The 22,671-nt window shown below is 36.8% G+C and carries 21 protein-coding genes; 3 read left to right on the top strand and 18 right to left on the bottom strand.

Going from position 1 to position 22,671, the window contains the following annotated elements:
* Positions 1–9 precede the first annotated feature (9 nt).
* The 18 genes from ACE3RB_RS07485 to ACE3RB_RS07400 all read right to left on the bottom strand — a co-directional run bounded on the left by ACE3RB_RS07485 (position 10) and on the right by ACE3RB_RS07400 (position 17,496).
* Positions 10–948: a glycosyltransferase family 2 protein gene (locus tag ACE3RB_RS07485; protein WP_374463655.1), complete on the bottom strand. Its 939-nt coding sequence runs from the start codon at positions 946–948 to the stop codon at positions 10–12.
* Positions 949–957: 9 nt separating this feature from the next.
* Entirely contained in the window at positions 958–1,956 is a 999-nt protein-coding gene (locus ACE3RB_RS07480; RefSeq protein WP_374463654.1) for an acyltransferase family protein, read from the bottom strand.
* A 15-nt stretch (positions 1,957–1,971) separates the two neighbouring features.
* Positions 1,972–2,799, bottom strand: a complete 828-nt coding sequence (locus ACE3RB_RS07475; RefSeq protein ID WP_374463653.1) for a glycosyltransferase — start codon at positions 2,797–2,799, stop codon at positions 1,972–1,974.
* Positions 2,800–2,908: 109 nt separating this feature from the next.
* Positions 2,909–3,775, bottom strand: coding sequence for a glycosyltransferase family 2 protein (locus ACE3RB_RS07470; RefSeq protein WP_374463652.1), 867 nt, complete (start codon positions 3,773–3,775; stop codon positions 2,909–2,911).
* Positions 3,776–3,960: 185 nt separating this feature from the next.
* Positions 3,961–4,629 carry an NAD-dependent epimerase/dehydratase family protein gene (locus ACE3RB_RS07465; RefSeq protein WP_374463651.1) on the bottom strand — a complete coding sequence of 223 codons (669 nt, stop codon included), beginning with the start codon at positions 4,627–4,629 and terminating at the stop codon, positions 3,961–3,963.
* Between the two features lie 44 nt (positions 4,630–4,673).
* Entirely contained in the window at positions 4,674–5,519 is an 846-nt protein-coding gene (locus tag ACE3RB_RS07460; protein WP_374463650.1) for a glycosyltransferase family 2 protein, read from the bottom strand.
* A complete protein-coding gene (locus ACE3RB_RS07455; RefSeq protein WP_374463649.1) occupies positions 5,512–6,636 on the bottom strand; it encodes a glycoside hydrolase family 99-like domain-containing protein in 1,125 nt (374 codons plus the stop codon). Before ACE3RB_RS07455 ends, ACE3RB_RS07460 begins: the two co-directional genes overlap by 8 nt.
* Before the next feature lies 1 nt (position 6,637).
* On the bottom strand, positions 6,638–7,252 hold the full coding sequence (locus ACE3RB_RS07450; protein WP_374463648.1) for a DapH/DapD/GlmU-related protein: 615 nt from the start codon (positions 7,250–7,252) through the stop codon (positions 6,638–6,640).
* A gap of 33 nt (positions 7,253–7,285) precedes the next feature.
* Entirely contained in the window at positions 7,286–8,428 is a 1,143-nt protein-coding gene (gene rffA, locus ACE3RB_RS07445) for a dTDP-4-amino-4,6-dideoxygalactose transaminase (protein WP_374463647.1), read from the bottom strand.
* A 2-nt stretch (positions 8,429–8,430) separates the two neighbouring features.
* On the bottom strand, positions 8,431–9,063 hold the full coding sequence (locus ACE3RB_RS07440) for an acetyltransferase (protein WP_374463646.1): 633 nt from the start codon (positions 9,061–9,063) through the stop codon (positions 8,431–8,433).
* A complete protein-coding gene (locus ACE3RB_RS07435; protein ID WP_374463645.1) occupies positions 9,060–10,184 on the bottom strand; it encodes an acetyl-CoA carboxylase biotin carboxylase subunit family protein in 1,125 nt (374 codons plus the stop codon). The genes ACE3RB_RS07440 and ACE3RB_RS07435 overlap by 4 nt, the downstream gene beginning before the upstream one ends.
* Positions 10,181–11,485 carry a glycosyltransferase gene (locus tag ACE3RB_RS07430; RefSeq protein WP_374463644.1) on the bottom strand — a complete coding sequence of 435 codons (1,305 nt, stop codon included), beginning with the start codon at positions 11,483–11,485 and terminating at the stop codon, positions 10,181–10,183. The genes ACE3RB_RS07435 and ACE3RB_RS07430 overlap by 4 nt, the downstream gene beginning before the upstream one ends.
* Positions 11,486–11,488: 3 nt before the next feature.
* Positions 11,489–12,724 (bottom strand): polysaccharide ABC transporter ATP-binding protein, encoded by a 1,236-nt coding sequence (locus ACE3RB_RS07425; RefSeq protein ID WP_374463643.1) that lies wholly within the window; start codon positions 12,722–12,724, stop codon positions 11,489–11,491.
* 32 nt (positions 12,725–12,756) lie between these two features.
* On the bottom strand, positions 12,757–13,605 hold the full coding sequence (locus tag ACE3RB_RS07420) for an ABC transporter permease (RefSeq protein ID WP_374463642.1): 849 nt from the start codon (positions 13,603–13,605) through the stop codon (positions 12,757–12,759).
* 174 nt (positions 13,606–13,779) lie between these two features.
* Entirely contained in the window at positions 13,780–14,643 is an 864-nt protein-coding gene (gene rfbA, locus ACE3RB_RS07415; RefSeq protein ID WP_374463641.1) for a glucose-1-phosphate thymidylyltransferase RfbA, read from the bottom strand.
* Positions 14,644–14,646: 3 nt separating this feature from the next.
* Positions 14,647–15,096, bottom strand: coding sequence for a hypothetical protein (locus ACE3RB_RS07410; RefSeq protein ID WP_374463640.1), 450 nt, complete (start codon positions 15,094–15,096; stop codon positions 14,647–14,649).
* A 2-nt stretch (positions 15,097–15,098) separates the two neighbouring features.
* Complete coding sequence (gene rfbB / locus ACE3RB_RS07405) at positions 15,099–16,178, bottom strand: dTDP-glucose 4,6-dehydratase (RefSeq protein WP_374463639.1); 1,080 nt, start codon at positions 16,176–16,178, stop codon at positions 15,099–15,101.
* 4 nt (positions 16,179–16,182) lie between these two features.
* Complete coding sequence (locus ACE3RB_RS07400; protein WP_374463638.1) at positions 16,183–17,496, bottom strand: UDP-glucose/GDP-mannose dehydrogenase family protein; 1,314 nt, start codon at positions 17,494–17,496, stop codon at positions 16,183–16,185.
* 213 nt (positions 17,497–17,709) lie between these two features.
* Between ACE3RB_RS07400 and rimP the strand changes: the two genes are divergently transcribed.
* From rimP to infB, 3 genes are all read left to right on the top strand, one after another.
* Positions 17,710–18,177 (top strand): ribosome assembly cofactor RimP, encoded by a 468-nt coding sequence (gene rimP / locus ACE3RB_RS07395; protein WP_374463637.1) that lies wholly within the window; start codon positions 17,710–17,712, stop codon positions 18,175–18,177.
* A gap of 16 nt (positions 18,178–18,193) precedes the next feature.
* On the top strand, positions 18,194–19,429 hold the full coding sequence (gene nusA / locus ACE3RB_RS07390; protein WP_002982960.1) for a transcription termination factor NusA: 1,236 nt from the start codon (positions 18,194–18,196) through the stop codon (positions 19,427–19,429).
* Between the two features lie 76 nt (positions 19,430–19,505).
* Positions 19,506–22,460 (top strand): translation initiation factor IF-2, encoded by a 2,955-nt coding sequence (gene infB, locus ACE3RB_RS07385; RefSeq protein WP_374463636.1) that lies wholly within the window; start codon positions 19,506–19,508, stop codon positions 22,458–22,460.
* Positions 22,461–22,671: the final 211 nt, after the last annotated feature.

Raw genomic sequence — 22,671 nt, 5'->3', positions numbered from 1 at the left:
TTTCTTAGTTTAAAACAGATCATTTCTGAAATTAATATTGTAAAGACCGGATCGGATGCTTTTATAATCCGTTAGCAGATACTTTGTGATCATTCCCCATTTTTTCAGAAGGGGAGCATTGGCAATCTGAAAACTTCTGTATACCCGTTTGATGTGGAGCTTAATATCTTCGGGAATTGTATTTTCATTCTCTGCCCAGGTATTGACTTCTTTCCATAATACAACCCTTGTAGAAGCCGGCTTTATTTGTCCGGAATCTACTTTGGTAATTCTGTTATTCTCATGAACCCCTCTTACAGCTACTGCTTTGTCCAGGATTCCCGGATATAAATCCAGATAGTAAGAAAGCCTGAATAAAAATTCTGTGTCCTGATGAAGCTTTAAATGGGTTTTGAAGAAATACTCCATATTTTGTAGAGAACTTTTACGGATCGTGAGGGCATCAATACTGAAAAGTCCAAAAGTTCCTATCATATTAAGCTGTCCCGGAAATACATCTTTGGGAGGATATTTTTTATAAACCGTAGTAAGGCGGTCTCCGAAAACTTTATAATACTGTTCTTTTGCCTTTTCAGAATAATAATGGACGCCTATGGCACCATACACTCCATCCACATCTTTGTTGGTAAACAATTCTTTTTCTGCATCAAAACGGTTCGGAAGATAGTAATCATCGGCATCAAGGAATGCAATAAAATCTCCTTCTGATTTTTCAATTCCTAAATTTCTGGTTGCGCCTGCCCCATGGTTTCCTTTATCAGGATGCTGGTAAAGCTTTACCCTGTCATATTGTGCAGCAAGCTCCTGGCATACCTGCAAAGCGTTGTCCGGAGACTTGTCCTCTACCAGTACTACTTCATATACATCTTCAAACTGAAGAGCAGACTTTACAGCCTGGGCAACATATTTCTCAGCGTTGTAGACGGGGATGATTACTGAAATTTTCATTTTGATCAATTATGCTTTTAATTTTATTTTTAAATAATGGGTTACCTTTTTTTCTACAAAATAATACAGGAACGAAGCTGCTGTAACAGCCATAATAATTTTTAAAAGGAAAAAAGGAATATTGAGATAACCTTCAACTTTAAACCTCTTGAATACTATTTCCACAAAAGGATGAGACAAATATAATGAATAGGAAATATCACCCAGAAAGACTAAAAATCTGTTTCCTTTCCAACGGAATGTGTAATCAAAAGTTAAAAAAGAAAAGACGAACAGGGATATAATGGTCAGCTTTACCCAGTCATTGTCTATCGGGATGATACTAAGCAAAACAAGTATGAATGATGTGATTCCTGCCACAGCAATAATTCCTGCCCAGGTTCTTGAAACGGTAAATCTGTTCAGTAAAAGTGAAAAAAGAATCCCTGTTACAAAATAGAGATTCAGGGAATGGGTTACCATCCTGAGATAAGGATTTTCAAAATGGATAAAATATCCTAAAATAGTTGTCAGGATAAAAAAGGCTGTGATGAAGTAATATCTTTTTTCTTTAAACAGTAATGAGATCCCGAATATAAGATAAAAGAACATTTCAAAATTTAATGACCAGCCCAGAAAAAGTACAGGGAATTCTTTCCGTGTCGGAAGAAATAATAAAGAATGGATAAGCTCATGAAGGCCCGGCCCGTAAAAATATAGCAGGAAACCACCTCCGGGTATCATCGCAGCCAATGTGAGAAGATAATACAACGGAACAATTCTGATGATTCTTCTTTTATAAAAGAGAGTGATCTGCTGAAATGAATCTTTACTGAAACTGAGCTTCTGAGTGGTAAAAGCCATAATAAATCCACTGATAATAAAGAAAACAGGTACACCGATACTCCCTTTTTTAAAAAGTATATCGCCAAGATTCAGGCCTGGCAGGTTGATTGTTTCACGAAAATGAAAACAACACACCAGCAATGCCGAAATTCTTCTTAATATCTGGAGGTTATTAAGCTTCATGACAGATGGAGAGCCTTATCTTTTAAAAATTTTCTTCAGAATAAGTCCCATTACGAAAGGTACCCTGGCAATATTATGCTGAAGGGTTCTGAAGCGGTCAATGGTAAACCTGGTATTTTCTGTCATCCCATATTCAGAGAAATCAACGTCATAAACTGCTTTATGCTTAAAGGTAACATTCATCAGATTATATTGATGGATGATCTGAATATACATCTCCCTGCTGTTTTCAACAGAAAAATTCGGGTAATGACGGTAACTGTTGTGTGCTCTTTCTTTTAACATCGTTTTGAAGTTATCCACACTTTCGGCTAAACTTACAAAAGGATTTACCACATCATTATAAACATTCACCACTGCTTTTCGATCAGGCAGCATAGTAAGCTGGTATCCTCTTCTCAGATCTATGACAAGGTCATGAACCGGCTTGAAGAGTTCCTGTACGGTTTTTATATAGTCCTGATGAAGCATATCATCATTATCCAGCTCACTGGTAATGACAAATTTAGTGTCAGAAGTGAAGTATTGGGGAATTACTTCCACCGCTTTGGTTTTCATTTCATCAAAATCCTCTACGAATACGGCTCTGAAGACAGGATATTCTGCTTCAATTTCTTTGATGATTTTTCTAAACTTATCAGATGTATTGGTATCAAAAAAAGTAAGCCAGACATAGTTTTGGTTGGTCTGATTTTTATAGGAAGGAAGCACGTATGTGCTGAATAGCTTAAACCGATCATCCAGCCATTCTTCTGTAAGGGGTTTAAATCCTGAACGCGTTTCGTTCCATCCTTTTGTCGGAACATTGAATCTTGTCATGATTACGTGTATAAACTGACTCATCTAAATAAATTTATTAAAAGTTATAGCATGTTATTTGGGTTTCTGCTCAATATCTGCCTGGCATTACCAGATTCATTTGTGTGGTTTTATGGAAATACAGCTGTGGAAGCTAGCCGTCTACTTTCTTCCTGAAAAGTTTATAATAAAGCTTTTTAAAGGAGAGATATCTTGCCACAACGGCCAGAGGAATCATTTTTTGAAATTCGCGTCTCTGTTGTATCAGTTGGGTTGTACGAACTTCTATGATATGATAGGCAAGCTTGTCATGTACCTCTTCACCGTAAAGCTTCTTTAATGTGGGTAAAATTTTAAGGCGCTGCTTCATGATTTTGAGCGGATCAGCAGACATATTGTCGTTGACATCTTTTCGGTAATGGGCAAGAGCTTCATTGATCAAAAGGGCATCAGGGTTATCTTTGGTGATATAAATCCACATAACCCAGTCTTCACAGCTGGTAAGAGTCGTATCAAAAAGAAAACCTTCCAAAAGCTTTTTATTGATCAAAGCACAATGGATAGGAATAGAAAAACTCAGGTCCCAGCCGTATACAATTCCATCAAATGTAAGGAAGCTTTGCTGAATATCTTTATAGCCAGGAAGATGCTCCCGGTTTCTGTAAATTGTATATTGGCTTACGATTAAGGGATATTCTTTATCTCCGGAAAGACTTTTGGCAAACTTTTCCTTGTGTATGAGGTCATCAGAATCCAAAAACTGTATATAATCTCCGGTAACGATTTCCAGAGCAGCATTTCTTGCTGAAGATAAACCTCCGTTCTCTTTATAAAGGTATCTGAAACGGCTGTCTTTTTTTACCCATTTATCAGCTACTTCATCAGTATTATCGGGTGATCCGTCATTGACAATAATACATTCCCAGTTTTCATAAGTCTGATCCAGTATAGACTGCAGGCATTCATCTAAAAACTGGGCCTGCTTGTAGCAGGGAACAATTACGGATATTTTGGGGTTCATTTTCATTTTTATTCAATGGGTTAGTTGTGTTTTTAATCTTCAGTTAATTACAAGTTCAGGCTTTATAAATTGTTTCCGCCTGGTCTCATGGTTTCTGAATTTTTCTGTTCGAAGGTACAAAAATTATTTTTTCAGGTTATAGATGAAGCTGCCGGTTTAATTGTATGCATCATCATCATTCTGGTTTATAAATAAGATGTATAAAGCTTTTTTAAATATTCATCAGGTGATATGCCCCTGAAAAAATCTTCAGTAATGCTGTTGAACTCTATATTATATAGGGAACCTTCCTCTATGCTTTCATAATCTGCATTTTTTGCAAGATGATATTCCAGCTGGGATAATATCTCCGGCAGCGAATATTGGTAAGGGTAGGCGAGATTGACAATCTCATTATTGAAGTCTTTCATATATTTTCCTACAAATGCAGCAATATCATCTGTCCCGATAAGGATTCTTCTTGCATTGCTATGGATTGTCAGCTTATTTTCAGACAGAATCGAATTTTTAAAGAAATTGATCAGCGTATTGGGATTTCCTCCGCGGCCTACAGCATTTCCTACCCTGAAAATAATAAAGTCTGAACAATGCTCAGCGATTATCTTTTCAATGGTAAGTTTATGCATCACATAAGGACTTCCGGTTTTACTGGGATCGTAAATACTGCAGGTGGAAAAATAAATCAGTTTTTTATCAGGATGGTCTTGAATAACTGATTTCAGGAGTGATACTTCTCTTTCAAATTCAACAGGATTTTTTTCCAGTGAATTGGAAACCCCTGATGCAAAAAAAATAACATCTTCTTTATCGTACAATCTTACGGCGTTTGCCAGAATTCCATTACCAATTATCATATGTGTTTCTTATCTCGTTAAGACGTTAATTTATTTCAACAGGGTTAAAGTTTTTTAAATATTTTAAAAAGTCCAAGCCTATTTCCCAGTTTTGCCCATCTTGAATTTTTCACGTGATTCAGCTTATTGAGTGCCTGATCATATTTATTTTTCGGAACATAGCTCTGGAGGAAAAGGTCTTCCACACTGATGTTTCTTCTTTCCGCCATTTTTATCAGTGCTACCCAGTGCCAAAACAATGCCTTTTCCGCATTTTTTGTAGTAGAAATGCCGCTGTCATGGATTCTGTATAAATATAAATCCTCATCAATGTATTTAACAGGGGCTATTTCGCACATTTTCATGTACCAGTCTTTATCTTCGGCAATTTTGAGAAAAGGATCAATACCTGATGTCTTTTCGTAAATCTTTTTCTTGAAGGTGACAAAATGCGAGATTTCAGCATTGAAGTTAAAATAAGACTGATCCAGCTCTGTAATTTGTTTGGCCTTATGAACGGATATGGGGTTGAGGTGCTCATCACAACGGACAAAGTTTGAATATACCAAACCCGCTTCCGGATTTTCGGAATGAGTTTTTAAGACAATTTCCAGGGCTTGTGGTGCCAGCGCATCATCAGGGTCTAAAAAACCGCATACTTCGGATTCAGCAAGGGCAATTAATTTTCTTTTTGTATATCCTATTCCTCTGTTTTCGTCATTCTGATTGATTTTAAACCGGGGATCACCACCAATGATCTTTTTGATGATTTCAAGAGAATTGTCAGTAGAACCGTCATCTAAAATTACCGCTTCCCAGTCTGTTTCAGTCTGCGCAATCAAACTCTGGTAACATTTTTCAAAATAATGACCATTATTATAATTAGCGATAAGTACACTGAATTTACTCATTTCCGCTGTGTTTATTCAATATTTTTTTTAGTGCATTCAAATATCCGAAGCCGTGTTTTCTGTCTGGTTCCAGAATGTTTCCTTCAGCCCACTCGTTCCAGGATTTAACAATTAAAAACTGTTCCGGATACTCTTTTTTACTTTCGAGATATTGTACGGCTTTTTCTACCTGCTTTTCGAACAGTTCCGGGGAATTATTGGCTAATATAATTCCCCTGTAGCCACTTCTCGGAGTATTGTCCCAGTTAGGCAGGATACATGGATAGGTAGGAACGTTACTTTCTTCGAACTTTAAGTCATTTACAACGGCCCGGGCATCCTGAATTCTGACTTTAGGCTGCTCTTTTTTCTTAATCCCGATCAGTCCTTTTATCCTGTTTTTATAATATTGGGAGTGGGAGATATATTCTTTTTTATCAATATGAGGGACCCATGCTTTCTGAAAGGCATTGGAGATTTTACTGTCATATCCCATGGATTTAAAATCAAAATCATCACGGAGTTTATTGGATGCCATAACATACAGGTCGTCAAATCCGTTTTTCTTCGCAAGCGTTCTGAATTTTGAAATATAGTGAGGATCACCTTCATTTAAATGATTCGGATCATAGATAATGAAAAGAGGCTTGTTGTCTACTTTAATATATCTTTCATCTTTGAAGAAAGGCAGCAGATATTCGAAATGAGCAATTAAATCCTGTTCATCCGGATAAGTCTGTTTGGCCAGTATTTTTTCTGACAATCCATGCCATATTCCTGACCATGTCTCATTGGCCCAGCAGAAGCAAAAAGGGAAATCAGGCTTACCTGACTGCAATACATCATTGGCAACACGCTCCAGCAATTGTTTGCCGCTGCCAAACCAGTAATGATAGTAAATAAATCCATGCACTCCATAGTCTTTTGCCATCTGAGCCTGCTGCTCCCTGACCTCGGGAACCCGAAGATCATAATAGCCCAGATCTGCAGGATATATGGGCTGCTCATGCCCTTCAAATAATGGTTTGGCCTTACTTACATTGGTCCATTCCGTAAATCCTTTTCCCCACCATTCATCATTTTCAGGAACGGGGTGATATTGAGGGAGATAAAATGCTAGAGGTTTTATTTTTTTCATTTCAGTTTTCTAATGTTTTTATTAATCTGGCGGGATTTCCTGCAATAACTGAATTTTTAGGAAAACTCTTATTCACCACAGAGTTGGCTCCTATGATGCAATTTTCGCCAATGGTAACTCCCGGGAGGATGCATACGCCTTCGCCAATCCATACGTTATCCTTAATAATTACAGGGCCTTTGGAATATAGAGGCCTCATTCCAGGAACATGTTCCAGATCTTCAATGCTTATATTTCCATGGGAATGATCAGAAATGTATATTCTGCTGGCCATAAGTACGTTATTTCCAATAATAATCTTATTGATAGCACCAATATGGACGTCGGAATTACAGATGACATCATCCCCGATTATGATTTCAGGAGTAAAATGTTCTCCCTGAAAACGATCCCATGCTTCCAGCCTGAGGTGAAATAGGGAACTGAAGTTTTTACCTATTGATATATATTGAGGGTTTTTTATCCAATGGTCCTCTGGCAATACAGAATTCGTTCCAAACTGTTTAAAGCTTTTCTTTGCCCATGCATTCAGTTTATTTTGCCGGTGAGCTTTATAAGCATTCGAATTCAGAACATCGAACAAAAAATTAACAATATATTTTTTTAAAAAATTCATATTTTATTATTGAGAAGTGGCGGGGCAGTTATATTATTTTTTATAAAAACTGTTGATCAATTCTATAATCTTATTTTGTTCAGATTCAGATAGTTCATAATAAAAGGGAAGTCTCAGCAGACAATCGGTGAAATGGTCTGAGTTAGGAATATCTATTTTAGGATTATTTGCTAAGAAAAAATCACTTTTATTCAAGCTAAGATAATGAAAAACGGGGTGGATATCCTGTGCTTTCAGGTGCTGAATTAGATTACTCCTGTCTTCATAGCTTTTACAGACGATGTAAAACATGTGGGCATTATTGGTTGCAGAAGCAGGGATATCCGGCAGTGTAATGAATCCTTTTTCCTGTAACGAAGAAAGCCCGTTCCGATAATTATGCCAGATCTCTAATCTTTTTTTCTGTATGATTTCCAGGTTTTCCAGTTGAGCATATAAAAATGCTGATATGATCTCAGAAGGCAAAAAAGACGAACCCAGATCTACCCAGCCGTATTTATTTACTTCTCCACGGAAGAAAGCACTTCTGTTGGTTCCTTTTTCACGAATTACTTCAGCACGGTCAAAATATTGGGGATCATTAATAGCAAGCATTCCGCCTTCTCCGGCAATGATATTTTTGGTTTCATGAAAAGAAAAAGCAGCAAAGTGCCCTATAGATCCCAATGCTTTTCTTGTGCCATCTGAGAAGGTGTAATAGCTATCAATAGCCTGTGCAGCATCTTCTACTACAAATAGATTGTGTTTATGGGCAAGATTCATGATTTTCTCCATATCACAAGCTACTCCTGCATAGTGTACAGGAACAATAACTTTAGTTTTTTCTGTAATATGCTTTTCTATTTCTGCCGGATCAATATTGGGATTATTGGCATAAGAATCCACAAAAATTATTTTGGCACCACGAAGGGCAAAAGCGTTGGCAGAAGAAACAAAAGTATAACTGGGAACAATTACTTCATCACCAGGTCCTACATTGCATAAAATGGCTGCCATCTCCAGAGCATCAGTACATGAAGTTGTCATCAGAACTTTAGGAAAATTGTATTTCTGTTCAAAGAAATGCTGACACTTCTTTGTGAACATTCCGTCACCTGAAATTTTGCCACTTTTTACAGCTTCTTCAATGTACGTTAGCTCGTTTCCTATAATAAAAGGTTTGTTGAATGGGATCATATTTATCTTATAAATCTTGCAGGATTACCAACATACAATCCTGATGTATCTAAATTTTTAATTACTACGGTTCCTCCTCCCAATTGTACATTTTCTGAAATACTGATGTTATCAATAATTGTGCTGTTTATTCCAAGAATGCATAATTCTGAAATAGTAACAAAACCAGCTATTGAAACTGAGGGAGAGAGAAAACTATGGTTGCCAATAACCGAATCATGCGCAATGGAGCATGAAATATTGATGAGTATATTTTCACCGATTTCCACATGCTGATCAATCATGCAATTGGGATACACAATGGTTCCGGCTCCTATTTTTGCTGAAGAATCAACAATGGTTGTGGAATGGATAAAGGTATAAAATGGAATTGTGTTTTTAAATTGTTTGAATATTTGCTTTTTAAACGTCAGATGTTTATATCCGATAGCAATTATAAGTTCATCAAAAAGGTTTTGTTCAAAAGAAGTCATAATATTGTTCATGCCACCTAAAACAGGAAGGTTCTTAATGGTATTTCCTTTTTCCTGAAAATCATCAAAAAAACCAATAACCTTATCTTCTGTATCAGTATGAATATGATGCAGAATTTGTTGTCCCAGATGACCTGATCCAATAATAGCTATGCGTTTCATGCCAAATCAATTTTTTTGTCAGACTGATATATCAAATATCCTGAACGGTCATTACTTGAGTGTGCCTGCTGTAATGAAGGGTTTGTTATTTCTTTTTTTACGATAAATGTTTCCAATGCATTTTCAGCAAAGAGAGGAAGCAGGTATTTTGTATTTTCTGATAAAAAATAGACTCCCGAATATTTTTTTTGTGATATTTCAGAAGGGAATTTAAATTCTCCCAAAGCAATATCCAAAACGGCTTGTACATAATCAAATCCTGTTGATAGCTGAACAAGATCCGAACCTATAAAATCTCCTCCCATACGGCTTCCTATTTCTATAGGGAAGACATTACCATCTTCCGTGATCATAAGTTCTGCATGCGAAGCTCCGCTTTCAACCTTGGTAGCTTTAAGCATGGCATATGTAATATCATGTATTTTATTTTGAATATCCTGAGGGAATGAACTGGGCTGATGATGTGCCAGTTCTACAAAATAAGGTTCTTCTGTAATAATTTTATCTGTGATTGTTATAATCTTATGCTCGCCGTTTAAACTTATTGTTTCAACACTTACTTCTTTGCCTTTGATGTACTCTTCAACTACACAGGTTTTAGAGAAAGAATAGCGTATTGCATTTTCTACTGCTTCTTTACATTCCTCAAGAGAATCTGCCTTTATTACTCCCAAACTTCCTGATCTGTCAGAAGGTTTTATGATCAAAGGATAATTGAATGACTTAAAATCATCAGGATTGAATTCAGAAACTGAAATGGATCGGGGAGATACAATATTATTTTCTTCAAAGCACTTTCTCATCAGTGCCTTGTTTGTCGTTAGTAATGAGCATTCAATGCTGTTTCCGGGAAGGTTTAATTCATGGGCTACATAGGCAATTGTAGGAATGCAGATATCAGTTGCGATAGTCAGAATACCATCTATACCAATTTGTCTGCATTCTGCAAGAATGGTTTCTTTTTCCAGAACAGAAACATCATAAAAATAATCTGCATATTCTTTACAAACTGCTCTCCCGTCATCCCAGGCAAAACAATGTACTTCATGATTGTTTTCTTTCGCTTTTTTTACTAATGGCAGCTGGAGATAGCTTACCCCTAAAATGGCAACTTTTTTCATGCTTCAAGGATGTTTTTAAAGATTTCTTCAGCATACTCATAAGACGAAAATTCTTCGACCTGCTTGACTGCATTTTTAGAAAAGGTTTTGTAAGAATCTTTATTTAATTCAAAGATCTTTCTTATTCCTTCAGCTAATTTTTCACTGTCCTTCAATGGAGCTTTATATCCATTGTAATCGTTTACTACCATATTGGTGAGCACTCCGGTATCAAAGCCTACCACAGGCGTACCACAGGCAAGGGCTTCGGAAACCATCATAGGTCCGGAATCTTCAATGGATGAATTGATAAAGATATCAGCAGCCTGATATAGTAATGATAATAATCTGTAATCTTTTATATAATCTATTTTTTGTTTTTTGAAGGTCACTCTGTTGAACTCTTCATTTACACTATTGGAAACAACCAGAAGCACTATTCTTTCTTTTTGCTCAATAGGCAATTCTTTATCTAATATTTCAAGAGCTTCTAGAAGATAGGAAAACCCTTTCCTTGGATCTTCCATATTTTGGGCACCCGTTAAAATATAAAAGTGATCATCAGCTAATGAAAATATTTTTTTTGCGATTGATTTGTTTTTATCATTAAGTAATTTAGTGTCAATAAGGCTGTTGACATTATAAATGGTTTCCTGATCCTTATATATCTTTGATTCCTGTGCTTGTTTCAATGTCAGTCCTGAACCGGCAATAATCTGAAAGTTAGCTTTTTTTGCATTTTCATATTTCCTTTCAAAATTATTTTTAGCTGTTATCTTTTCATCATTCTTTGTAATTGCGGGACAATTTTCATCGCATCCTTTGATATAGCCGTCACATCCCCATGAAAAATGGCATCCTCCGGTGAAATGATTCATATCTACCGTAACATTATATATTTTTGCTTTGGTAGCATTATATATATTGAGAAGATCTGTACTGTTGAGAAAATCAATAGTCATCCCCGTGAAGATAAAATCAGGTATGAAGCCTACAATGTTCAGCATACTCTCAACATGAATATTTTCTGATAATTCATCTTTGCTGAAAAATGAGTATTTTCTGTCTGTGCTAAGTGCTTTTGGGGGCTGTACAGGATTTATTTTATTTTTTATTTTGCTGATAACTCTTGTCAGTAAACCTGGATGTGGTGAAGAGTGTTGATGTCTGTACGTTTTAATAAAATCTTCATTTTTTGTTTTATGTTTCACGCACATGACAACCTCATGACTCATATTTTTCATAATATGAGCGACTTTATACATGGCTTCGTATGCACCATTTACATCGCCTGTAGAGAGAATTAATATTTTTTTGCTCATTGTTTACATCCATATTACAGGTGGAGTGATAATTCCGTTATCCGTATCTCCGGCAAGGAAATTCTCATGTCCCGTTTCAATGATATTAAGTTGTATGCCTCCTTTTATCATATCGTACAATTCTACCGAGGGAGTATCTATAGCAACTGAAAGTACATAAGTGTTGGGTATTAATTTACCTCCTTCAATCTTGAGTTTGAAATTATTTTCATTTTTCCCTTCAAATACTTTTCTCGTAATGAAGATTACATTTTCAAACTTATCCAAAACAGCAATGTTGACTCTGATACCTGCATTTACATTTCTGTTGACAAAACTTATATCAAGGTTGATATCTTCATTATGGCCAAACTCAGTAGTTTCTACAGCTTTATTATTATATACTTTTACTTTTTGAATCTGAGCTTTTTTGCTTAAATCTTCTATATACCTGAAGTCAACATTAGGAGATAATTCATTGATGATATAATTTTCCAAAACACTATTGATATCTCCGCGATGAGCGACCTGCCCGTTTTTCATTAATATGCCTGATGTACAAAGTTGCTTAACAGCTGCCATATTATGACTTACAAAAAGGATTGTTCTTCCTTCTCCTTTGGTTACATCATTCATTTTTCCAAGGCACTTTTTCTGAAATTCAGCATCACCTACAGCTAAAACTTCGTCTACAATCAGAATCTCAGATTCCAAATGAGCCGCAACTGCAAAGGCCAGACGAACATACATTCCTGAAGAATATCTTTTCACAGGAGTATCTATGTATCTTTCAACACCTGAAAATGCCACAATTTCATCAAATTTACGTTTGATTTCCTTACGGGTCATTCCCAAAATAGCCCCATTTAAAAATACATTTTCTCTGCCTGTCATTTCCGGATGAAAACCTGTACCTACTTCTAACAGTGAAGCAATTCTACCATTCGTATATATTTTTCCTGTAGTAGGTTTTGTTACCTTACTCAATAATTTTAATAAGGTAGATTTCCCGGCACCATTTCTTCCGATGATTCCTACTGCATCACCTTTTTCTATTTCAAAATTAACATCACGGAGAGACCATACATACTCAGAATCTCCTTTTGTAGTTCTGTCGTTCGTTTCTCCAATTTTAAGATAAGGATCTTCTTTCCCTCTTACTTTATGCCAGAACCTGTTGAGGTCATGGGAAAGAGTACCTGTCCCGACTTGTCCCAGGCGGTATTGTTTAGATATGTTTTCTGCTTTTAAAGCCAGCATTTTTTTTAATTTAAATTTTAAACAGCAAATAATTACACTGTATCCATAAACGTTTTTTCAACTTTGTTGAAAATAACAACTCCTATTGCCATGATGATGAGTATGATAACAGAGCTCATACCTAGCATGAGAGGAGAGAAATCACCAACACCTAACCATGCATATTTAAAACATTCAAAAATACCTGTTAAAGGATTATATAGAGCAAGTTTCTTAAAGAATCCCGGTAATGAGGAAATAGGATATATCACCGGTGTTGCATACATATATAAGCTTACTCCAAACCCCAGCAGCATTGCCAGATCTTTATATTTTGTTGTAAGAGCAGAAAAAATCATACCCAATCCTAAGGCAAATAGGGCCATAAGGATTATCAGAAAGGGTGTTGCAAGGATCCATATGTTAGGATGAACTTTTCCTTCACTCAGATAATATGCCCATGCAAGGATAAATAAAAGAAACTGAACCCCAAACCTCATCAGATTGGAAATGACAATGGATAACGGAGTCACCAGCCTCGGGAAATACACCTTTCCGAAGATTCCGGCATTTCCGGTAAATGTAGAGGAGGTAGCCAGTAATGAGGCTGAAAAGTAATTCCAAAGAGTAACACCAGCCAGATAAAAAAGAAGTGGCGGTGCACCGTCTGTAGGTAATTTGGCAATTCTTCCAAAAATAACCAGATATACTATGGTTGTTAAGATGGGATTGATAAAAAACCAGATTGGCCCTAAAATAGTCTGCTTAAAGCTGGATACAAAATCTCTTTTTACAAACATGTAAACAAGATCTTTGTATCGCCAGACTTCTTTTAGCTTCAAGTCAAATAACGAATGATCTGCATCAATCGTTTCTGTCCACTTCTGTTGTGGTTCATTCATCTGTGTAAGTTTTTGCAAATTTATAATAATTAATTCTTACCGTCTCGCTTAGTTTATGAATTTTCATAGTCAATAAAACTAAAAATCAACAACTAATATATTGATATTTGGCGGTATGAACAAAAACTATTGGCCATAACGCCAATAGTCTGTGATTTTTATAAATTATATTGATTATTTTCCGATAAGTTGTTTCAGGTATTCACCGTATCCGCTTTTACCATATTTGGTAGCCGTTTCAAGCAGTTTTTCTTCATTAATGAATCTATTTCTGAACGCAATTTCTTCGATACAGCCTATTTTAAATCCTTGTCTTTTTTCAATAACGCTTACAAACTCTGAAGCATCGTGAAGAGAGTCAAAAGTTCCTGTATCCAGCCATGCGGTCCCCCTGTCAAGAACAGCCACCTCAAGTTTTCCATTCTTTAAATAAACATTGTTGATATCGGTAATTTCCAGTTCACCTCTTGCAGAAGGCTTGATGTTTTTAGCGATTTCGACCACATTGTTGTCATAAAAATAAAGTCCGGGTACTGCGTAATTTGACTTAGGGCTTAAAGGCTTTTCTTCAATAGAAACAGCTTTCAGATCTTTGTCGAATTCCACGACACCATATCTTTCAGGATCAGCTACATGATAGGCAAAAACAACACCACCGTCCGGGTTGGTTTTGTTTTTCAGTAAAGTTCCCATTTCCGAACCGTAAAAAATATTATCACCCAGTACCAGTGCAGCAGAATCACTGCCGATAAATCTGTCGCCTAAGATAAATGCCTGTGCTAAACCATCCGGGCTCGGCTGTACAACGTATTCTATATTACAGCCGATTTGGGAACCGTCGCCCAGAAGTTTGATGAAGCCTTCCTGGTCATGCGGGGTAGTGATGATCAGAATATCCTTTATTCCTGCCAAAAGCAATGTGGAAAGCGGATAATAGATCATGGGTTTGTCGTAAACCGGCATCAGCTGTTTACTTACTGCGATCGTTAGAGGGTAGAGTCTTGTTCCGGATCCTCCGGCTAATATTATTCCTTTCATCTTTTATTTTTGTATGTTTTCTATGGCATAATCCATTTGATTTTTAATATTTAAATCTATGGTGGGAGTTATGAGGAATACCGAATTATCTTTGGATAATTTTCCTCCTATGCCTTTATGAAATTGTATAAGTTCTTTTAAGTTTTTTTCCGGAATAAAAGAGAATGAGCTGTATAATGAAATTTTAAACTCATCAAAATTAAAACGGTTGATAATAGATCTTGCCTGTTCCTTTGTGATCAGTTCTTTGGGCGGATCCACACTGTAATCAAACATTTTCAGTTCCAGATAATCTTTTGCATAATTAATCAATGCTTCCTTATAATGGGAAACTTCTATAAACTCATCAATAAGCTTTTGCTGTGAAGAGTTTGCCATTGCCGGAGGCGGAGGGAGTGCCTGAGCATTAAAAAGAGAAGATATGACAAATAGCAATAGAAAAACCAGCTTCATGATTAATTATATTGAGTCTCGTAATATTTCTGATAATCTCCACTCGTTACATGCTCCAGCCATTCCTTATTTTCCAGATACCAGTCAATCGTTTTTCCTAATCCTTCTTCAAAAGTCACGGATGGTTTCCAGCCCAGATCTTTATTCAGTTTTGTGGCATCAATGGCGTAACGTTTATCATGACCTGGTCTGTCCTTAACAAAAGTAATCAGTTTTTCAGAATAGCCTTCCGGTCTTTCCAGTTTAGCGTCCATTTGCCTGATCAGCTCTCTTACAAGGTCAATATTCTGCCACTCATTAAAGCCTCCGATATTATATGTTTCTCCGGTTCTTGCTTCTTTAAAGATCTGATGAATCGCTCTGGCATGGTCAATGACAAATAACCAGTCTCTGGTATACTTTCCGTCGCCATAAATTGGAAGCGTTTTTTCATTGATGATATTCGAAATGCAAAGCGGAATCAGTTTTTCCGGAAAATGATTAGGTCCGTAGTTATTGGAGCAGTTGGATACGATAAATGGCATTCCATATGTATTTCCATAAGCTCTTACCAAATGGTCGGAAGCTGCTTTTGAGGCTGAATATGGAGATTGAGGGTCGTATGGTGTTGTTTCCAGAAAGAATCCTGTTTCGCCTAAGCTTCCATATACTTCATCCGTTGAAATATGGTAAAAAAGGTTTGTTCTTTTTTCATCCGGGAATCTGCCATGGGTATGATCAGGATTTAATGTCCAGAATTCTTTACACAGGTTCAGAAGATTGGTGGTTCCGTTCACATTGGTATTGATAAATGCCATCGGATCTGTAATACTTCTGTCTACATGGCTTTCTGCAGCTAAATGTACAACAGCATCCGGGTTATATTTTTCAAAAACCTTTCTGAGTTCTTCCGGTTTTGTGATGTCTGCTTTTTCGAAAACATAATTAGGTTCATTTTCAATATCCTTTAAGTTTTCCAGATTTCCGGCGTAGGTGAGAGCATCAAGATTGATGATCGTAGTGTCCGGATTGTTTTTTACAAATTCTCTTACAACGTGGGAGCCGATGAATCCGGCACCTCCTGTAATGATAATATTTTTCATTGATTTATTTTGTGATGGTCTTTCTTCCTATACTTTTATAATGAAATCCGTTTTGCTCAGGGATTTCCAGTGGATACATATTTCTGCCGTCAAAAATGACTTTGTTTTTCATTTTTTTAGCCATAAGTTCAAAATTAGGATTTTTGAATTCCGGCCATTCAGTAGCAATAAACAAGGCATCTACATCCTCCAGTGCGTCATACATTCCTTTGGCATATCTGATTTTGCTGCCTAAAAGCTTCTGAACATTATTTTCAGCAACAGCATCATAAGCTATAATTTCTGCACCTTTCTCTAACAAAAGAGCGATATTGTCTAAAGAGGAAGCCTCTCTGATGTCATCTGTATTGGCTTTGAAGGCAAGTCCCCACATGGCAATTTTCTTTCCTTCAATATTTCCTCCGAAATATTTTTCAATTTCAGAAACCAAGATTACCTTCTGGGTTGTATTTACCTTTTCTGTAGCTTCCAGGATCTGGAAATTAAAATCTTCCTGCTTTCCTGATTTTATAAGGGCTTTTACATCTTTAGGAAAACAGCTTCCGCCATATCCGATACCCGGGAATAAGAATCTGTGCCCGATCCTGTCGTCGCTACCTATTCCCAGTCTTACCTTATCTACGTCTGCACCTACTTTTTCACAATAGTTCGCAATTTCGTTCATAAAGGTAATTTTTACTGCCAGAAATGAATTCGCTGCATATTTGGTAAGCTCCGAGGATTTTTCATCCATAAAGATAATGGGAATCCCTGTATTGGTAAAAGGTTGGTAGATTTTAGACATGATATCTTTGGCCCTTTCTGAGCTGGCACCTACAACCACTCTCGAGGGATTCATAGAGTCTTCAACAGCAAAGCCTTCTCTTAAAAATTCAGGATTTGATACCACATCGAAAGGGATATCTGTTCTGGAGGAGATCGTCTCTCTTACTCTTTCCGCAGTTCCTACAGGAACGGTACTTTTATTGACAATGACTTTATATTCAGTCATCAGTTCGCCAATATCCTGGGCTACCTTAAGTACATAAGACAGATCTGCAGATCCGTCTTCTCCCGGAGGAGTAGGCAATGCCAGATAAATAACTTCGCTTTTGTCTAAAGCTTCTTTAAGATCGGTAGTGAAAAATAATCTTTCAGACTGGATGTTTCTCAGAAACATTTCTTCAAGGTTCGGCTCATAGATGGGAACAATGCCGTTTTTCATACCTTCTACTTTTTTTTCATCAATATCAACACAGTATACTGAATTGCCAAGTTCTGCCAGAGTAGTTCCTGTAACTAATCCTACATAACCTGTTCCTACAATCGTTATATTCAAAATGTTTGTTTTAAAATTCTAAAGACAAAAGTAATAAAATCCTGTGACATATTCTTTTAATTTATGGTAAATGAATCGGGCGCTATTTGCTTGATACTTAAGATAATTTTGCATTTTTAGAAAAAAAGCTTATATTTGCAATGGATTTACGGAAAAAATGGGAAGGCTTCGGAAGAAAGCCTTTTTTCGTACTGTAAATCAAAATAAAAATATATGGAGTTTAGAAAAAGAATTGAAGAATTATTAAATGAATTCCTTGAGACCAGAAAAGATCTGTTTCTTATTGATCTTAAAATTTCTGCAGGGGATGATATTACAGTGATTTTAGATGGTGATAACGGAGTTTCTTTGCAGGATTGCCTTGATGCAAGCCGTGCGATAGAATTCAATATGGATCGTGCAGAACATGACTTCAGCCTTCAGGTGATGTCTGCCGGACTGAGTGAGCCATTATCCACACCGAGACAGTTCAGTAAAAACATTGGAAGAGAGATTGAGGTGATGCTGGAGGATTCTTCTAAAATTGAAGGGGAATTGTCAAAAGTAGATGATGAGAAAATCACACTTGTTTTGCGTTACCGTAAGCCGAAAGATATCGGAAAAGGAAAAGTAGATGTAGAGGAGGAAAAAGAGATTCCTTACTCTGAAATCAAAAAAGCATTAGTAGTAATTAAATTTTAAAAAGAAAAAAGAATAGATGGATAATATAGCGTTGATTGAATCCTTTGGTGATTTTAAAGACGAAAAAGGGATCAGTAAGATTGATCTTATGGCAATTATTGAAGATTCACTGAAAACTCTTTTAAGAAAGAGATTTGATTCAGATGACCATTTTGATGTGATTGTAAACCCGGATAAAGGAGATTTTCAGATATTTTTAAATAAAACAATTGTAGAGGACGAAATGTCTGAAGATGATGATCTGGAAATTGAAATTTCTGAAGCGAAAAAGATAGACCCTACCTTCGAAGTAGGCGAAGACTTTACAATGGAAATTCCTGTTGCGCAGTTGGGAAGAAGAAATATTCTTACCCTGAAGCAGATTCTGGCTACAAAACTTCAGGAGCATAATAATGCAATGCTGTACGAACAGTTCAGAGATAAAATTGGTGAAATAGTTGTAGGAGAAATCCACCATATCCGTCATAAGCACGTGATTTTGCTGGATGATGAAGGAAATGAATTTATTTTACCGAAAGAAAACCAGATCCCATCCGATTTCTTTAAAAAGGGTGAGAATATCAGAGCTATTGTTGAGACAGTAGATTTTAAAGGTTCTAAACCGCAGATTATTATTTCCAGAACTGCACCTAAATTCCTTGAGAAGTTATTAGAGCTGGAAATTCCTGAGATCCAGGACGGTACAATTATCCTGAAAAAGGTAGTAAGAATTCCTGGTGAAAAGGCGAAGATTGCAGTAGATGCTTATGACGATAGAATTGATCCGGTAGGAGCTTGTGTTGGAGTAAAAGGATCCAGAATTCATGGCGTTGTAAGAGAGTTGAGAAATGAAAACATCGATGTTATTCAGTGGTCTAAAAACCCTGAGATCTTGGTGAAGAGAGCATTAGGAAACGTTACCATTAACAAAATTGAAATCAATGAGGAGACCAACTATGCGTTGGTGTATACTCCGGTTGAGGAAATTTCTAAAGTTATCGGAAAACAAGGTCAGAATATCAGACTGGCTTCTTGGTTGACAGGATATGAGATTGATGTATACAGAGAGTCCAGCGAGGATGATGATGTTGAATTGAAAGAATTTAACGATGATATCGAGCAGTGGATTTTGGATGAGTTTAAGAAAGTAGGACTTACAACTGCAAAATCAGTATTGGATAAAGAAACTGAGAGTCTTTTAAATATGGTAGACCTTGAAGAAGAAACGATCGAAGAGGTTAAACGTATTCTGAGAGAAGAATTTGAAGATTAAGATTTAAATAAATTTTAATAAACAGTAAAAAGGAAATACTTTAATTTTAAAAATTAAAAAACAGTAAATAATATAAATGCCAAAAATTAGATTAAATAAAGCGGTTAAGGAATTCAACATTTCGATGTCCAGATTAGTAGAATTTTTACAGTCAAAGGGTTTCGAGGTTGAAAGCAATCCTAACGCTCAATTGGAAGAAGCGGCATATTCTGCATTGGAAGCTGAGTTTGCTAAAGACGGCGAACAAAGAAAGGCTTCCCATGAGGTGGTGATCACTAAAGTTCCGGAAGAAAAGCTGGAAATTGAAGAAAAGAAAACCCCTGAAGTGATAAGAGCTAAAGCAAATAAACCAGAAACTAGAATTTTAGGTAAAATAGACTTAGAAACTAAAAAGCCTGAAGTTGAAGAAGCTCCTGTGGCTCCTGTTGCGACACCGGTTGAAGAAAAGAAAGAAGAAATCGTGAAAGAAGAACAGCCGGAAGTTAAAGCAGCGCCTGAAAAGCAGGAATTTAAGGTTTTGGATAAAATTGATTTGTCTCAAATAGAATCTAGAAACAGACCTGTGAAAAAAGACAAACCAAAAATGGAGGAGAAAAAAGAAGAAGTTAAGCCGGCAGAACCGGTAAAAGAAACTCCAAAACCAGTGATTGCAGAGGAGAAAAAAGTGGAAACTCCAAAAGTAGAGACTGAGTCTGAATCTCAGGAACCACAGAAAATTGAAACAGTTTATCAGAAGCTTGATGGTCCTAAGATCGTTGGGGAAAAGATAGACTTAACTCAGTTTGCACCAAAACCGGGTGCGGGAGCAAAAAAGAAAAGAAAGAGGATTGAAAAACCTGGTGGCCAGAATAACCAACAAGGTCAGGGGAATAATCAAAACTCAGGAAATAACAACCAGGGTGGCCAGGGCCAGGGAAACCGTCAGCATAGTAACGGTGGACAAGGTGGAAACCGTCAGGGTCAGGGCGGACAAGGAAATCGCCCTCAAGGTCAGGGAGGCCAGGGTGGAAACCGTTTTGGAAATAACCAGGGTGGTGGAAACCGTCAAGGTCAAGGTGGTGGCTTCAAAAAAGGAGGCCAGAACAACAGACCCGGACAAAGAGTTATGCCGGTTGAACTGACTGATGAGCAAGTTAAGAATCAGATCAAGGAAACATTAGAAAAACTTACCAATAAAGGAGGGAAATCTAAATCTGCAAAACACAGAAAAGACAAAAGAACTTTCCGTAGAGAGCAGGATGAGCGTCAGCAGGAGCTTGAAGCACAAGACAGAACTCTTAAAGTAACAGAATTCATCACAGTAGGTGAATTGGCAAGTTTGATGAACGTTTCTCCAACTGAAGTAATCTCTGCTTGTTTCTCATTAGGGGTAATGGTTACTATGAACCAAAGACTTGAAGCTGATACCTTATTATTGGTAGCAGATGAGTTTGGATATAAAATCGAATTCTCAGATGCTGATCTTGAAGATACAGATTCGGAAGATGAAGTGGATACGGAGGAAAGCCTTGTGTCAAGAGCTCCTGTAGTTACTGTAATGGGACACGTTGACCACGGTAAGACTTCATTACTGGATTACATTAGAAAAACAAACGTAATTGCTGGTGAGTCCGGTGGAATTACTCAGCACATTGGTGCCTATAACGTGAAATTGGAGAATGGTCAGAGAATTACTTTCTTAGATACTCCTGGTCACGAAGCCTTTACAGCGATGAGAGCGAGAGGAGCGCAGATTACGGATATTGCAATTATCGTAATTGCTGCCGATGATGATGTGATGCCGCAGACGAAAGAAGCTATTGCTCACGCACAGGCTGCACAGGTTCCAATGATTATTGCGATCAATAAGGTTGATAAGCCTAATGCAAACCCTGATAACATCCGTCAGCAGCTTTCTGGTTTGAATCCTCCGGTTCTTGTAGAAGAATGGGGTGGAAACGTTCAGGCGCAAGAGATTTCAGCTAAATTCGGTAATAATGTAGATGTGTTATTGGAGAAGGTTTTATTACAGGCTGAAATGCTTGAGTTAAAAGCTAATCCTGACCGTTCTGCAAATGGAGTTGTTATTGAAGCATCTTTAGATAAAGGGAGAGGTTATGTGGCAACAATGTTGGTACAGTCCGGAACTTTAAGAGTTGGAGACTATGTGGTAGCAGGTAAAAACCATGGTAAAGTAAAAGCTTTGCTTGATGAAAGAGGGAAAAATCTTAAAGAAGCGGGACCGTCAATTCCTGCAACAATCTTAGGTTTGGACGGAGCGCCTACTGCAGGTGATAAATTCCGTGTATATGCTGATGAAAGTGAAGGTAAAGCTATTGCCAATAAGAGAGAACAGTTACAAAGAGAACTATCAATCAGAACCAAGAAGCATACGACGCTTGAAGAATTGGGTAGACGTATTGCTTTAGGAGAATTCAAAGAATTGAATATTATCCTGAAAGGAGACGTGGATGGTTCTGTAGAAGCGCTTTCTGATCAGTTACAAAGATTATCAACAGAAGAAATCAGTGTTAAAATTCTTCACTCAGGTGTAGGTCAGATCACTGAATCTGATATCAACTTGGCAGCAGCATCAGATGCAATTATTATTGGATTTAATGTAAGAGCAGGTGCTAATGCAAAAGAGCTCGCGGATCGTGAGGAAATTGAAATCAGAACGTATTCTGTCATCTATAAAGCAATTGATGAGGTAAAAGAAGCAATGGAAGGAATGCTTTCTCCGGAAATTCAGGAGCAGGTGATCGGTAACGTTGAAATCCGTGAGGTATTCAAGATTTCTAAAGTAGGAACAATTGCAGGTTGTATGGTTCTTACCGGAAAAGTAACAAGACAGTCTAAAGTACGTTTGCTAAGAGACGGTATTGTGAAATTTGACGGAGAACTTGAAAGCTTGAAGCGTTTCAAGGATGATGTTAAAGAAGTCACAAAAGGCTACGAATGTGGTCTGAACCTGAAAGGTTATAATGATATCGAAATCGGAGATATTCTTGAAGTATACGAGGAAGTAGCGGTTAAGAAAAAACTGAAATAAATATATCCTAAATATGTGAAAACCACTTTTTTATAAAGTGGTTTTTTTATTTTCCAGCCTCTTGTAATTTATAACTATTCTAAATAATTATTTTTGAATTATCAATAATTTGTTAAATTTAAAATGGTTAGCTTAAAAATTATTTTTTATTAAATAAAAGCCAGCTATTATTATTGAATCTCATTCTATTTACGTGATTTATAAATAAAAT

The organism is Chryseobacterium sp. (genome assembly GCF_041914225.1).
In the GTDB taxonomy this organism is placed as follows: domain Bacteria; phylum Bacteroidota; class Bacteroidia; order Flavobacteriales; family Weeksellaceae; genus Chryseobacterium.
This window is presented reverse-complemented; position numbering and strand designations above follow the sequence as displayed.

Coding starts and splice junctions, on each gene's coding strand:
- ACE3RB_RS07485 (WP_374463655.1), bottom strand. CDS start 948: ATGAAAATTTCAGTAATCATCCCCGTCTACAACGCTGAGAAATATGTT.
- ACE3RB_RS07480 (WP_374463654.1), bottom strand. CDS start 1,956: ATGAAGCTTAATAACCTCCAGATATTAAGAAGAATTTCGGCATTGCTG.
- ACE3RB_RS07475 (WP_374463653.1), bottom strand. CDS start 2,799: ATGAGTCAGTTTATACACGTAATCATGACAAGATTCAATGTTCCGACA.
- ACE3RB_RS07470 (WP_374463652.1), bottom strand. CDS start 3,775: ATGAACCCCAAAATATCCGTAATTGTTCCCTGCTACAAGCAGGCCCAG.
- ACE3RB_RS07465 (WP_374463651.1), bottom strand. CDS start 4,629: ATGATAATTGGTAATGGAATTCTGGCAAACGCCGTAAGATTGTACGAT.
- ACE3RB_RS07460 (WP_374463650.1), bottom strand. CDS start 5,519: ATGAGTAAATTCAGTGTACTTATCGCTAATTATAATAATGGTCATTAT.
- ACE3RB_RS07455 (WP_374463649.1), bottom strand. CDS start 6,636: ATGAAAAAAATAAAACCTCTAGCATTTTATCTCCCTCAATATCACCCC.
- ACE3RB_RS07450 (WP_374463648.1), bottom strand. CDS start 7,252: ATGAATTTTTTAAAAAAATATATTGTTAATTTTTTGTTCGATGTTCTG.
- rffA (WP_374463647.1), bottom strand. CDS start 8,428: ATGATCCCATTCAACAAACCTTTTATTATAGGAAACGAGCTAACGTAC.
- ACE3RB_RS07440 (WP_374463646.1), bottom strand. CDS start 9,063: ATGAAACGCATAGCTATTATTGGATCAGGTCATCTGGGACAACAAATT.
- ACE3RB_RS07435 (WP_374463645.1), bottom strand. CDS start 10,184: ATGAAAAAAGTTGCCATTTTAGGGGTAAGCTATCTCCAGCTGCCATTA.
- ACE3RB_RS07430 (WP_374463644.1), bottom strand. CDS start 11,485: ATGAGCAAAAAAATATTAATTCTCTCTACAGGCGATGTAAATGGTGCA.
- ACE3RB_RS07425 (WP_374463643.1), bottom strand. CDS start 12,724: ATGCTGGCTTTAAAAGCAGAAAACATATCTAAACAATACCGCCTGGGA.
- ACE3RB_RS07420 (WP_374463642.1), bottom strand. CDS start 13,605: ATGAATGAACCACAACAGAAGTGGACAGAAACGATTGATGCAGATCAT.
- rfbA (WP_374463641.1), bottom strand. CDS start 14,643: ATGAAAGGAATAATATTAGCCGGAGGATCCGGAACAAGACTCTACCCT.
- ACE3RB_RS07410 (WP_374463640.1), bottom strand. CDS start 15,096: ATGAAGCTGGTTTTTCTATTGCTATTTGTCATATCTTCTCTTTTTAAT.
- rfbB (WP_374463639.1), bottom strand. CDS start 16,178: ATGAAAAATATTATCATTACAGGAGGTGCCGGATTCATCGGCTCCCAC.
- rimP (WP_374463637.1), top strand. CDS start 17,710: ATGGAGTTTAGAAAAAGAATTGAAGAATTATTAAATGAATTCCTTGAG.
- nusA (WP_002982960.1), top strand. CDS start 18,194: ATGGATAATATAGCGTTGATTGAATCCTTTGGTGATTTTAAAGACGAA.
- infB (WP_374463636.1), top strand. CDS start 19,506: ATGCCAAAAATTAGATTAAATAAAGCGGTTAAGGAATTCAACATTTCG.